Annotated in this window: 9 protein-coding genes; 4 read left to right on the top strand and 5 right to left on the bottom strand. The window is 61.5% G+C overall.

All coding sequences use genetic code 11. The annotated features are described in order from the left end of the window. The first annotated feature begins 139 nt into the window (after positions 1–139). On the top strand, positions 140–1636 hold the full coding sequence (locus tag SC318_RS25965) for a YifB family Mg chelatase-like AAA ATPase (protein ID WP_320429000.1): 1497 nt from the start codon (positions 140–142) through the stop codon (positions 1634–1636). 32 nt (positions 1637–1668) lie between these two features. Here the strand turns inward: SC318_RS25965 and SC318_RS25970 are convergent, their stop codons facing one another. Both SC318_RS25970 and SC318_RS25975 read right to left on the bottom strand, forming a co-directional pair. Further along, positions 1669–3645 carry a methyl-accepting chemotaxis protein gene (locus SC318_RS25970; protein ID WP_320429001.1) on the bottom strand — a complete coding sequence of 659 codons (1977 nt, stop codon included), beginning with the start codon at positions 3643–3645 and terminating at the stop codon, positions 1669–1671. A gap of 177 nt (positions 3646–3822) precedes the next feature. Next, positions 3823–4743, bottom strand: a complete 921-nt coding sequence (locus SC318_RS25975) for a LysR substrate-binding domain-containing protein (RefSeq protein ID WP_320429002.1) — start codon at positions 4741–4743, stop codon at positions 3823–3825. A gap of 151 nt (positions 4744–4894) precedes the next feature. Here SC318_RS25975 and SC318_RS25980 point away from each other — a divergent pair, with 151 nt between their 5' ends. Beyond that, a complete protein-coding gene (locus SC318_RS25980; protein ID WP_320429003.1) occupies positions 4895–6298 on the top strand; it encodes a NorM family multidrug efflux MATE transporter in 1404 nt (467 codons plus the stop codon). Positions 6299–6436: 138 nt separating this feature from the next. On the opposite strand, the gene SC318_RS25985 is transcribed toward SC318_RS25980, so the two are convergent. Further along, positions 6437–8101 (bottom strand): putative bifunctional diguanylate cyclase/phosphodiesterase, encoded by a 1665-nt coding sequence (locus SC318_RS25985; protein WP_306490863.1) that lies wholly within the window; start codon positions 8099–8101, stop codon positions 6437–6439. A 266-nt stretch (positions 8102–8367) separates the two neighbouring features. Between SC318_RS25985 and rep the strand changes: the two genes are divergently transcribed. After that, positions 8368–10377 carry a DNA helicase Rep gene (gene rep, locus SC318_RS25990; RefSeq protein ID WP_320429004.1) on the top strand — a complete coding sequence of 670 codons (2010 nt, stop codon included), beginning with the start codon at positions 8368–8370 and terminating at the stop codon, positions 10375–10377. Positions 10378–10435: 58 nt separating this feature from the next. Then, positions 10436–11005 (top strand): xanthine phosphoribosyltransferase, encoded by a 570-nt coding sequence (locus tag SC318_RS25995; protein ID WP_003176890.1) that lies wholly within the window; start codon positions 10436–10438, stop codon positions 11003–11005. A gap of 125 nt (positions 11006–11130) precedes the next feature. Here the strand turns inward: SC318_RS25995 and SC318_RS26000 are convergent, their stop codons facing one another. Both SC318_RS26000 and SC318_RS26005 read right to left on the bottom strand, forming a co-directional pair. Beyond that, positions 11131–13053, bottom strand: coding sequence for an acetyl-CoA hydrolase/transferase C-terminal domain-containing protein (locus SC318_RS26000; RefSeq protein WP_320429005.1), 1923 nt, complete (start codon positions 13051–13053; stop codon positions 11131–11133). A gap of 137 nt (positions 13054–13190) precedes the next feature. Then, positions 13191–13601: a c-type cytochrome gene (locus tag SC318_RS26005; RefSeq protein ID WP_320431297.1), complete on the bottom strand. Its 411-nt coding sequence runs from the start codon at positions 13599–13601 to the stop codon at positions 13191–13193. Positions 13602–13754 lie beyond the last annotated feature (153 nt).

The raw sequence follows: 13754 nt of genomic DNA on the forward strand, positions 1-13754 counted from the left end.
CCTTAACTGCCTGGTATTAGAGTTTTCCCCCATAGTGTTGTCTGGATACGTTCTGTAAAACCTCCCCCGCTTTGCTTTTCCCACCCTCGTCTACCCTTGAATAACCCGCAGGAAGCGGCCTCCCATTCAAGGATCGAGCATGTCCCTCGCCATCGTCCACAGCCGCGCCCAGATCGGCGTTGAAGCCCCCGTCGTCACGGTTGAAGTGCATATGGCCAATGGCTTGCCATCCCTGACCCTGGTGGGTTTGCCGGAAACCGCAGTAAAGGAAAGCAAGGACCGCGTTCGCAGCGCCATTCTCAACTCGGCCCTGCAATATCCGGCGCGTCGCATCACGCTCAACCTCGCGCCCGCCGACCTGCCCAAGGACGGCGGGCGTTTTGATCTGGCGATAGCCCTGGGGATCCTCGCGGCCAGCGTGCAGGTGCCCGCATTGATGCTTGATGATGTCGAGTGTCTGGGCGAGTTGGCGCTGTCCGGCGAGGTGCGTGCGGTCAAAGGTGTGTTGCCGGCCGCCCTGGCGGCGCGCAAGGCCGGTCGCACCTTGATAGTGCCCAGGGCGAACGCCGAGGAAGCGTGCCTGGCATCAGGGCTGAAGGTGATTGCTGTGGATCATCTGCTGCAGGTAGTGGCGCATTTGAACGGGCACGTGCCGATCGAGCCCTACACGTCAGACGGCTTGCTGTACTTGAACAAACCTTACCCGGACCTCAGTGAAGTACAGGGCCAACTGGCCGCCAAGCGTGCCTTGCTGATTGCCGCAGCGGGGGCACACAACCTGTTGTTCAGCGGGCCGCCCGGTACCGGCAAAACCTTGCTCGCCAGCCGCCTGCCGGGGTTGCTGCCACCGCTCAGCGAGCAGGAAGCGCTGGAGGTTGCGGCGATTCAATCCGTGGTCAGCCTGGCACCGTTGAGCCATTGGCCGCACCGGCCGTTCCGCCAGCCGCACCACTCGGCCTCAGGCCCGGCGCTGGTCGGCGGAGGATCGAAGCCGCAGCCGGGGGAAATCACCCTGGCTCACCACGGCGTGCTGTTTCTGGACGAGCTGCCAGAGTTCGACCGCAAAGTGCTGGAGGTGCTGCGCGAGCCCCTCGAGTCGGGACATATTGTGATTTCCCGCGCGCGGGACCGGGTGAGTTTTCCGGCGCGCTTCCAACTGGTCGCGGCGATGAACCCCTGCCCTTGCGGTTATATGGGCGACCCCAGCGGCCGTTGCCGTTGCACGCCGGAACAGATTCAACGCTATCGCAACAAGCTCTCGGGGCCACTGCTGGACCGGATCGATCTACACCTGACGGTAGCGCGCGAAGCCACGGCACTGAGCCCGGCCCAACAGACCGGCGACAACACCGCGCAAACCGCAGCCCTGGTGGCCGACGCGCGAGAGCGCCAGCAACAGCGCCAGGGTTGCGCCAACGCGTTCCTCGATCTGCCGGGGCTGCGCGAGTACTGCACGCTGACGAAGGCCGATGAAAGCTGGCTGGAAAACGCATGCGAGCGACTGACGCTGTCGTTGCGGGCGGCTCATCGGCTGCTCAAGGTGGCGCGCACTTTGGCCGACCTCGAACAAACGGAAGACATCGCTCGCCACCATCTGCAAGAAGCCTTGCAGTACCGTCCGGCGGTGATCAATTGAGCCTTTCGCCTTTGTGTTCGGAACGCCCTGGCTCAGCGGAACCGATCCACTTCATGTCGCAAGCCCGCCGCCAAGGTCTCCAGCTCCTTGGCGGTGATTGCCAGGTTCGACACCACTTCACGCTGCTCGCTGTTAGCCAGCGCAATACTCTGCAGGTTGCTGCTGAGCAAGGTCGCGGTGCTGCTCTGCTCTTGTGTGGCGGTAGTGATCGCGGCGAACTGCTGGCCGGCCGAGCGGCTTTGCTCGTCGATGCGCGCCAGCGCCGAAGCCACGTCGGCATTGCGCGACAGGCCTTCCTGCATCAGCACATTGCCGTGTTCCATGGTGCTGATGGCATTGCCGGTTTCCTGCTGGATGCTCTGGATCATGCCGGAAATTTCATCGGTGGCCTGGCGAGTGCGCGAAGCCAGGTTGCGCACTTCGTCGGCAACCACGGCAAAGCCACGGCCCTGCTCACCGGCGCGGGCAGCTTCGATGGCCGCATTCAGCGCCAGCAGGTTGGTCTGTTCCGCAATCGACGTAATCACCCCGACGATGCCGCCGATTTCCTGGGAACGCTGGCCCAGGGTGTTGATCACCGTAGCGGTGCTGTTCAGGGCGGAGGCGATATGCTCCAGGGACGACGACGCGTCTTGCATCGAGGCACGGCCGATGCGGGTCTGCTGGGCATTTTCCTGGGCCAGACGCTCGGTGTTGCCCATGTTGTCGGCGATATTCAGCGAAGTGGCGCTGAATTCTTCCACCGCGCCCGCCATGCTGGTGATCTCGCCGGACTGCTGCTCCATGCCTTCATAGGCACCGCCAGACAAACCCGACAACGCCTGGGCACGGCTGTTGACCTCTTCAGCGGCCTTGCGGATATGCGAAACCATGGTCGACAGCGCTTCGCCCATCTGGTTGAAGCTACGGGCCAGTTGGCCGATTTCGTCATGGCTGGAGACGTTGAGGCGCGCGCTCAGGTCGCCCGCACCCAGCGCTTCTGCCTGGCGTACCAGGTCACTCAACGGCGCGAGCTTGCTGCGCAACAGCCACACCGTGGCGCCCACCGCCAGCAGCATTGCCAGCACGCTGCCGATCACCAGGCGCAGGCCGACGTCCCAGGTCACAGCACGAATTTCAGCCTTGGGCATGCTCGCTACGACCGCCCAGGGGCCACCCTCGAACGGTACCGAGACGCTGTAGAAATCTTCGTTCTTATCGCTCCAGAAACGGCCTTCACCCGGCTTCTTCGCCAAGTCGAGCATCACTGGAATGGCTTGATCCAGGGCTTGTACACCGGCCGGCGGCACCAGCCAATGCTTCTGCTCGTCCAGCAGCGAAAGGGAGCCGGTCTGGCCGATACGGAAGCGCTTGAGGTTATCGAACTGGGCTTTCTGCTCGTCGGTGTAGTCGAAACCGATGAACAACACTGCGATGACTTTGCCGCTGGCGTCACGCACCGGGCTGTACTGCGTCATATAGGAGCGATCGAACAACACGGCCCGACCGATGTAGGCTTGCCCGTTGAACACACGCTGGTAGGCCGGGCCCTGGCGATCAAGCACGGTGCCAATGGCGCGGTTGCCGTCCTGCTTGGTCAGGGACGTGCTGATGCGGATAAAGTCATCGCCGCTGCGCACGAATACCGTGGCCACGCCGCCGGACATGTCCTTGAATTCGTCCACTTCACTGAAGTTGTTGTTCAGCACCTGATTGCCCAGGTAGAGGCTGGGGGTCTGCACACCGGCCACAGCGACTGGCTGGTCTGCACGCACGCTCAAGCCTGCGCCGAAGCGCTTTTCAAACAGCCCGCTCAAACGCTGGGTGCTCTCGCGCAAGGTGCTGTGAAAGGTGTTGAGTTGGTCGGCGAGCAGGCGCGCCTCGCTGGCCAGGTGTTCCTCGCGTGTGGCGAGGTTGGCAGTGTCGAGGGAGCGTAAGGCAAAAACGGTACTGCCGCTGATGACGACAGCCAGAATCACGGCCAATGCGAGGCCTAACTGGGAAGCGATCCGAGCGCGAGGTTGAGACATGACAGCTCCTGAGCCGAGGCCAGGATCATCCTGATCTCTTAGCGCTGCTCGGCGAATTATCTAATGGGAAACGATTGTGCACGAGGGTTCCAACACCTTACTTCGGCGCAGTTCTGCAATACTTGAGCAATTCACAAGGGCATCACGCAAACGATTGCACTGCACACACCAAACCCTTCATTCGAAGCGCTCCACAGCAGGCAAAACCATCGCTTGCACCTCGCCTTGAAGAAATTCCGCCAGGCGCCGCAAGCGCTCGCCACCGGGGCGGGTTTTCGGCCACACCAGGTAGTAACTTTCGCCACTGGCGACGGCGGTTGGCCAAGGCAGGCTCAAGCGTTTCTGAGCGACGTCCTCGGCGACCATCAGCAAGTCGCCCATGGACACGCCATAACCCCGCGCGGCAGCGATCATGCCCAACTCAAGCGTGTCGAACACCTGCCCACCCTTGAGCGAAACCCGCGACGCCAGCCCCATGCGCTCCAGCCAGTAACGCCAGTCGCGACGGTCCGGGGTCGGATGCAGTAGCTCAGCCGTCGCCAACCGCGCCACATCCCAGGGGCCGTCATCCAGCAGGTTGGGCGCCCCCACCGGAATGAGCATTTCGGCAAACAGGTAACTGGCCTCCCAGTCCGCCGGAAAGTGCCCGTTGCTGAGCAACACCGCGCAATCGAACGGCTCCTGGTTGAAGTCCACCTCATCGATGCTCATCCACGCGCTGGTGAGTTGCACCTCATTGCCGGGTTGCAAGGCCCGAAAGCGACTCAACCGTGCCAGCAGCCAGCGCATGGTCAGGGTGGAAGGCGCCTTCATGCGCAGAATGTCATCTTCGGCATTCAGGGTATGGCAGGCACGCTCCAGGGCGGCGAAACCTTCGCGCACGCCGGGTAACAGCAAGCGCGCCGCTTCGGTGAGCTGCAAGGTGCGGCCGCTGCGCTGGAAAAGACGGCAGGCGAAATGCTCTTCGAGGGTACGAATATGCCGGCTGACCGCACTTTGGGTAATCGACAGCTCCTGCGCCGCGCGGGTAAAGGAATGGTGGCGTGAAGCGGCTTCAAATGCGCGCAAGGCGTAAAGCGGAGGAAGACGACGAGACATTCTTAAAGCTCCGACGGTGCTATCAGCAGACCCTACCAGAACAGACCAGGCATGAGTTTTAATCATGCTGATGATCGCATTTATCCTTTTGTGCAATACGCGCAAAGCGCCGAGAATCGACCCTTTCCCCCCTTCTGACTTTTTGAGAGTGATGATCATGCAGCATCCGGCACGTACCGAACTCTGGGCCATTCTGCGGCTGTCGGGGCCGTTGATTGCCTCACAGTTGGCGCACATGCTGATGGTGCTGACCGACACCCTGATGATGGCCCGCCTCAGCCCCGAAGCCCTGGCCGGCGGTGGCCTGGGCGCGGCGAGCTATTCGTTCGTGGCGATTTTCTGCATCGGTGTGATTGCGGCAGTGGGGACCCTGGTGGCTATCCGTCACGGTGCCGGCGATATCGAAGGCGCCACCCGCCTGACCCAGGCCGGGTTGTGGCTCGCCTGGTTGATGGCCCTGGCGGCGGCGCTGCTGCTGTGGAACCTCAAGCCGTTGCTGCTGATATTCGGCCAGACCGAAACAAACGTGCAGGCCGCCGGGCAATTCCTTACTCTCCTGCCCTTCGCCCTGCCCGGCTACCTCAGCTTCATGGCGCTGCGCGGCTTCACCAGCGCCATCGGCAAAGCCACCCCGGTGATGGTGATCAGCCTGTGCGGCACGGTGGTCAACTACCTGCTCAACCATGCGCTGATCGAAGGCATGTTCGGCCTGCCCAAGCTCGGGTTGATGGGCATTGGCCTGGTCACGGCGATCGTGGCTAACGGCATGGCGCTGGCGCTGATGTGGTACATCCGCAGCAACCGGACCTACGCCGCGTATCCATTGAGTACAGGCCTGCTGCGCCTCAATACCCAATATTTGCGCGAGCTGTGGCGCCTGGGCCTGCCGATTGGCGGCACCTACGCGGTAGAGGTCGGGCTATTTGCGTTTGCGGCACTGTGCATGGGCACCATGGGCAGCACGCAGTTGGCCGCGCACCAGATCGCCCTGCAAATCGTCTCGGTGGCGTTCATGGTCCCCGCGGGGATGTCCTACGCAGTCACCATGCGTATCGGCCAGCATTATGGCGCCGGACAGTTATTGAAGGCGCGCCTGGCCGGGCGGGTCGGCATGGGGTTTGGCGCCCTGGTCATGCTGGGATTTGCCGTGGTGTTCTGGCTGTTTTCCGACCCGCTGATCGGGCTGTTCCTGGACCATGACGACCCGGCCTTTCACGAAGTGATCGTACTTGCCGTCAGCCTGCTGGCCGTCGCGGCCTGGTTCGAGCTGTTCGACGGCGTGCAGACCATTGCCATGGGCTGCATCCGGGGCCTCAAGGACGCCAAGACCACGTTCCTGGTAGGGCTCGGTTGCTACTGGCTGATCGGCGCGCCATCGGCCTGGTTGATGGCGTTCACCCTGGGCTGGGGACCGACCGGCGTGTGGTGGGGCCTGGCGCTGGGCCTTGCTTGTGCTGCGGTGAGCCTGACCTGGGCGTTCGAAGCGAAAATGAAACGCATGATCCGGCGAGAGCCGCAAACACACACTGCTTTCGAGGCCGCACAGACGCACTAAGGCCCTACTCGATTACAAATGTGGGAGGGGGCTTGCCCCCGATGGCGGTTGTCAGTCACAGGATGTGTTGACTGATACACCGCTATCGGGAGCGAGCCCCCTCCCACATTTTGGATTGGGTTTACAAGGCTGGCATGTTTAGCTCAACAACGCCTGCTGGCTCTGACCAAACGTCAGATACTCCACCAACTCGGCCAGTGGCAACGGTTTACTGATCAAGTAACCCTGGGCTTGATCGCAACCAAACAGTCTCAAAAGCTCAAGCTGCTCGGCGGTCTCCACGCCTTCGGCCACCACTTCCAGGTTGAGGTTGTGGGCCAGGTTGATCATGGCGTGCACCAGCTTGCGATTCTCTTCGCGCTCTTCCATGCCGCCAACGAAGCTCTTGTCGATCTTCAACAAGGCGATCGGCAGACTGTTGAGGTGCACGAACGATGAGAAACCGGTGCCGAAGTCATCCAGGGAAAAACGCACGCCGAGGCGGCCGAGGGCGTCCATGGTCTGTTTGACCAGGTCGCTGCGACGCATCACGGCGGTTTCGGTCAACTCGAACTCCAGCCATTGCGCTTCCACGCCGCGCTCGGCAATCAGCCGGCTGAGGGTCGAGAGCAATTGGCTGTCCTGAAACTGGCGAAACGACAGGTTGACCGCCATGTGCAAGGCCGGCAGGCCGCGTTCGCGCAGGTCTTGCATGTCGCGCAGGGCCCGGGAAATCACCCAGTAGCCCAACGGCACGATCAGGCCGCTCTGCTCGGCCAAGGGTACGAATTCGCTCGGTGGCAGCAGGCCACGCTCGCCGTGACGCCAGCGCACCAGGGCTTCCAGGCCGACGATATGCCCGTCATCCAGGTCCAGGCGCGGCTGGTAATGCAGCTCCAGCTCATCGCGGCGCAGGGCACGGCGCAATTCGCTTTCCAGGTCGGCCAGGCTGCGCGCGTTGCGGTTGATGCGTTCGTTGAAGATATGAAAGGTACAGCCCTGGGTACTTTTGGCCTGCTGCATGGCGATATGAGCGTGCCACATCAACGGATCGGCCCCGGCCCGCGCGCGGGCATGCGCCACCCCCAGGCTGCAGCCGATCAGCAGGCTTTCGCCGTCCACCCAGTACGGCTCGGCCATCACCTGGGTGATGCGCTCGGCCATCCACTCGGCGCGCTGGGGCGCACGGCGGGTGTCGATCAGCAGCGCGAACTCATCGCTGCCCAGCCGCGCCAGTTGATCACCGGCTTCCAGCTGGCTCTTGAGCCGTGATACCACCTGCAGGATCAAGCGGTCGCCGGCCTGGTGACCGAGGGCATCGTTGGCGTGACGGAAGTTGTCGAGGTCCAGATGCCCGAGGGCCAGGCCGCGGCCTTCGTTATCCGCCAGCCGCGCCGCCAGCAAGGTCTGGAAACCCTGGCGGTTGGCAATACCGGTGAGCGGATCCTGTTCGGCCAAGCGCTGCAACGTAGTCTCCAGCACGCCGCGCTCGCGCACGTGGCGCAGGCAACGGCGCAGGGTATCGGCATCCAGCGCGCAATGGATCAGCCAATCGCTGACACCCAGCGGTGCAACCAGCGGTTCCTGCTCCAGCAGCAATACACACGGCAAGCTGCAACGGCCGGGACCGGGTTGCAGATTGGGCGTGGTCAACAGCACCGCACCGTGGTCGTCGTCGAACAGACGACTCACCGAGTCCCAATTGGGCGCACTGATCAGCACAGCCCCATCGCCCATCGGCGCCAGGCACTCGCGCAACAACGCTGCCCACTCAGGCTCATCGGCCAACAGCAGCAAACGCAAGGGTTCGACAGGCGTAGACAAGCTAGCTCCCTAGACTCTGCAAGAATTCGTTGGCGGCGGGCATTATGACGTGCGGCCTGACAATGACAAATGCATGACAAATGATAGGTGTTATCAAACACGCAAACTGTGAAAAATAGTCGCGATACCCCCCACATCCTGCGGCAAAGTAGCAAAACCGGCAAATTTAGATCGAGTGGTACGTCACACCGTCGTTCTAAGGCAGCAGAATCTTGCCAGCCTGTTAAAATGCCCGCCCTTTTGAACAACGACTCCCCGAACTCTGTATGTCCCGACTCAATCCCCGGCAGCAAGAAGCCGTGAACTACGTCGGCGGCCCTCTATTGGTGCTCGCCGGTGCTGGCTCCGGCAAGACCAGCGTGATTACCCGCAAGATCGCGCACCTGATCCAGAACTGCGGGATCCGCGCCCAGTACATCGTCGCCATGACCTTTACCAACAAGGCGGCGCGGGAAATGAAAGAGCGCGTCGGCACCCTGCTCAAGGGTGGCGAAGGCCGTGGCCTCACTGTGTGTACCTTCCACAACCTTGGGCTGAACATCATCCGCAAGGAACATGTACGGCTGGGCTACAAGCCGGGTTTCTCGATCTTCGACGAGACCGACGTCAAGGCCCTGATGACCGACATCATGCAGAAGGAATACGCGGGCGACGACGGCGTCGACGAGATCAAGAACATGATCGGCGCCTGGAAAAACGACCTGATCCTGCCCGCCGAAGCGCTCGAAGCCGCGCGCAACCCCAAGGAACAGACCGCCGCCATCGTCTACACCCACTACCAGCGCACGCTCAAGGCGTTCAACGCGGTGGACTTCGACGACCTGATCCTGCTGCCGGTCAAACTGTTCCAGGAACACAAGGACATCCTGGAAAAGTGGCAGAACAAGGTGCGCTACCTGCTGGTGGACGAATACCAGGACACCAACGCCAGCCAATACCTGCTGGTGAAGCTGCTGATCGGTACGCGCAACCAATTCACCGTGGTGGGCGACGACGACCAGTCGATCTACGCCTGGCGCGGTGCCCGCCCGGAAAACCTGATGCTGCTCAAGGACGACTACCCGTCCCTGAAAGTGGTGATGCTGGAGCAGAACTACCGCTCCACCAGCCGTATCCTGCGCTGTGCCAACGTGCTGATCTCCAACAACCCCCACGAGTTTGAAAAACAACTGTGGAGCGAGATGGGCCATGGCGACGAAATTCGCGTGATCCGCTGCCGCAACGAAGACGCCGAAGCCGAGCGCGTGGCTGTGGAAATCCTCAGCCTGCACCTGCGCACCGACCGGCCTTACAGCGATTTTGCGATCCTGTATCGCGGCAACTACCAGGCCAAGCTGATCGAGCTGAAACTGCAGCACCACCAGGTGCCGTATCGCCTGTCAGGCGGCAACAGCTTTTTCGGGCGCCAGGAAGTGAAAGACCTGATGGCCTACTTCCGCTTGATCGTAAACCCGGATGACGACAACGCCTTCCTGCGGGTGATCAACGTCCCACGCCGGGAAATCGGTTCGACGACCCTGGAAAAACTCGGCAACTACGCCACCGAACGCAAGATCTCGATGTACGCCGCCACCGACGAAATCGGCCTGGGCGAACACCTGGACACGCGCTTCACCGACCGCCTGTCGCGCTTCAAGCGCTTCATGGACAAGGTGCGCGAACAGTGCGCCGGCGAAGACCCGATCAGCGCGCTGCGCAGCATGGTCATGGACATCGACTATGAAAACTGGCTGCGCACCAACAGTTCCAGCGACAAGGCCGCGGACTACCGCATGGGCAACGTCTGGTTCCTGATCGAAGCTCTGAAGAACACCCTGGAAAAAGACGAAGACGGTGAAATGACCGTCGAGGACGCCATCGGCAAACTGGTGCTGCGCGACATGCTCGAACGCCAGCAGGAAGAGGAAGATGGCGCCGAAGGCGTGCAGATGATGACCCTGCATGCGTCCAAGGGACTGGAGTTTCCCTACGTGTTCATCATGGGCATGGAAGAGGAAATACTCCCGCATCGCTCCAGCATCGAAGCCGACACCATCGAGGAAGAACGGCGCCTGGCCTACGTGGGCATTACCCGTGCGCGTCAGACCCTGGCCTTCACCTTTGCCGCCAAGCGCAAGCAATACGGCGAAATCATCGATTGTGCCCCCAGCCGGTTCCTGGATGAGCTGCCGCCGGATGACCTGGCCTGGGAAGGCAATGACGACACACCGACCGAGGTAAAGGCCGTTCGCGGCAACAGCGCCTTGGCCGATATACGCGCGATGTTAAAGCGCTAGAATCGACTACTTTTTAATCTACTTTCGGCGCCTGCTGCGCCACCAGAGGAAGCTTTCCGTGGAAGCACTGCACAAGAAAATTCGCGAAGAAGGCATCGTGCTTTCCGATCAGGTACTCAAGGTTGACGCCTTTTTGAACCACCAGATCGATCCGGCGCTGATGAAACTGATCGGCGACGAATTCGCCGCGCTGTTCAAAGACTCGGGCATTACCAAGATCGTCACCATCGAGGCCTCCGGCATCGCCCCGGCAATCATGACCGGCCTGAACCTTGGCGTGCCAGTGATCTTCGCACGCAAGCAGCAGTCCCTGACGCTGACCGAAAACCTGCTGTCGGCGACGGTGTACTCCTTCACCAAGAAAACCGAAAGCACCGTGGCGATTTCCCCGCGCCACCTGACCAGCAGCGACCGCGTGCTGGTCATCGATGACTTCCTGGCCAACGGCAAGGCGTCCCAGGCGCTGATTTCGATCATCAAGCAAGCGGGTGCGACCGTGGCCGGCCTGGGCATCGTTATCGAGAAGTCGTTCCAGGGTGGCCGTGCGGAGCTGGATGCGCAGGGTTACCGGGTTGAATCGCTGGCGCGGGTGAAGTCGCTGGCGGGTGGCGTCGTTACCTTTATCTGAACCAACGCAGCTCAAAATGTGGGAGGGGGCTTGCCCCCGATTGCGGTGTATCAGTCACCAACTGGTTGGCTGACCCACAGCTATCGGGGGCAAGCCCCCTCCCACATTTTGTCTTATGTTGACTTTTAGTGTGCGGTGGCCTGTAGGCCGGCCAGTAACAGGCGCTGATACAGGTCATCCTTGAATCCCTGCGGCTTATCCAGCCCCATCCGCCTCAGATGCTCGGGAAACGCTTCCGGCTCCGGTGCATCCAGCGCCGCCTTGCCCAGCTCCAGCATCTCGGTCAGTTTGAATTTGCTTTTGAGCCAGTTCAGCGCGCGTAACAGATCCCGCTCCTGCTCCGTGAAATCACTGCCCAGCGGGTACTCCGGGAACAGGCGCCGATGCTTGGCTTGAATCGCCTGGAGCCGTTGCGGTGTATTGTCGGCAAAACGCGGCGCCAGCTTGAAATCCTTGGGTAACTTGCCAGCCTTTTGTGCCTGTTCGATCAAGTCATCCTGGAAACGGGAGTCGGTGATATTGAGCAACGCCTCGATCACCTTGGCATCGGTCTGACCGCGCAAATCGGCAATTCCGTACTCGGTGATGATGATATCCCGCAGGTGCCGGGGAATGGTGCAATGGCCATACTCCCAGACGATATTCGAACTGACCTCCCCCGCCGACTCGCGCCAGCTGCGCAGGATCAGGATCGAACGCGCGCCCTCCAGCGCATGGCCTTGGGCAACGAAGTTGTACTGCCCGCCCACGCCGCTGAGTACGCGGCCATCTTCCAACTGGTCGGCCACACCGGCACCGAGCAAGCTGACCATGATCGCGCTGTTGATAAACCGCGCATCCTGGCGCTGCAAACGCTTGAGCTCTTCCTGGCCGTACAGCTCGTTGATATAGCTGATGCCGGTCATGTTGAATTCCAGCCGCTTGGCGTGGCTCATCTCCTGCAGGCGCTGGTAGAAACTGCGCGGGCCGAGGAAGAATCCGCCATGGACCGAGATGCCATCGGGCTGCGCGGCATCGTCGAGCAGCCCGGCATTGGCCTGCTGCTGGGTCGCCACGTCCGGGTACACTTTGCGCCGGATGATCCCGGCATCGGCCAGTACCAGCAGGCCGTTGACGAACATTTCGCTGCAACCGTAAAGGCCACGGGCGAACGGCTCAACGCCGCCCTCACGGCTGATCAGGGGCGCCCACTGATACACATCCAGGTCGGTCAGCAGCAATCGATAGGCTTCGTTATCAGCCTGGCGCGCCAGCAACGCGGCAGTCAGCGCATCGCCCATGGAGCCGATGCCGATCTGCAAGGTGCCTCCGTCGCGCACAAGGGTGCTGGCATGCAGGCCGATAAAGTGGTCCTGGAACCCCACCGGCATGTTTGGCGTGGAGAACAACGTGGTGCTGTCTTTCTCATCGAGCAGGTAGTCGAAGGCGTCCATGCCCAACTCGGCATCGCCGGGCATGTAGGGCAAGTCGCTGTGGACCTGGCCGACGATCAGGATGGTCTCACCCGCCGCGCGCCGCTTGGCGATCATTGGCAGCAGGTCGAGGGTGATGTCCGGGTTGCAGCTCAGGCTCAGGCGGTCGGGATGCTCGGCGCTGCTGGCAACCAGTTGCGCTACCAGGTTCAGGCCGGCGGCGTTGATGTCCCGGGCGGCATGGCTGTAGTTACTGCTGACGTAATCCTGCTGGGCCGCGGCGCTGTGGAGCAGGCTGCCGGGCTGCATGAAGAACTGCTGCACGCGGATATTCTTCGGCAGGCTGTCCTTGTGCAGGTCGGCGAGAAAATCCAGCTCGGGGTAGTCGCCAAACACGCGCTCGATAAAGGGTTCGAGAAAGCGCTTCTGCAAACCGTCGCCCAGGGTGGGCCGGCCCAGACTCAGCGCGGTGTAGATCGTCAGCTCCCGCTCAGGCAACTGGGCGATGCGCCGGTACAGCGCATTGACGAACAGGTTGGGCTTGCCCAGCCCCAGCGGCATGCCCATGTGGATATGCGCCGGCAAGCGGGCCAGTACGTCGTCAACTGCTTGCTCGATTGAACACAACTGCACCATCCGACTGCTCCCGAACATTCCATGAATTGGGGTTGGACCGAGCTTGCCGGGTCTTTGCTGCATTGACCAGTGTCGAAAGATAATCCCGGGCACAAAAAAGCCGCTCGTAAGCGGCTTTTTTGGCGAAGATCGGTGGGTTAAAGCCCTGACATTTTCTTGATAGCACCCTTCAGATCGTCATCCGAGCAATCCGCGCAGGTGCCCTTGGGCGGCATGGCGTTGATGCCGGTGATCGCCTTGGCCAGGATACCGTCAAGGCCACCCTGATGATCGGCACGCTCTTTCCACGCGGCGGTATCGCCGATTTTCGGCGCACCCAGCAAGCCTGTGCCGTGGCAAGCATTACAGTGCTTGGTGATGATTTCATCCGGGGTTCTGGCACCGCCGCCGCCCGCTGCGACAGCGACCTCCATGCCTTTGCATTCCTGGCCCTGGACGCAGACCTGGCCCACAGGCTCCAGGCGCTTGGCGATGTCATCATTGGTCGCAGCTTGAGCGCTGACAGCCCATAGGGCCAGTACGGTTGCTGGTGCAGCCAGCATTTTCATAATTAGGTTCACGCGTTCACCCTCAATGGTGGCTATTCACGCCTGCGGCCACGGTTTCGCAGGCGGCGAAAGTATAGCGGTTAGCCCGACCGGCCGAAACAACCCTATTAAATAAAGGGAGATTCGACCTCACGGTGTACAGCTGCGCGAACC

The organism is Pseudomonas sp. MUP55 (assembly GCF_034043515.1).
In the GTDB taxonomy this organism is placed as follows: Bacteria; Pseudomonadota; Gammaproteobacteria; order Pseudomonadales; family Pseudomonadaceae; genus Aquipseudomonas.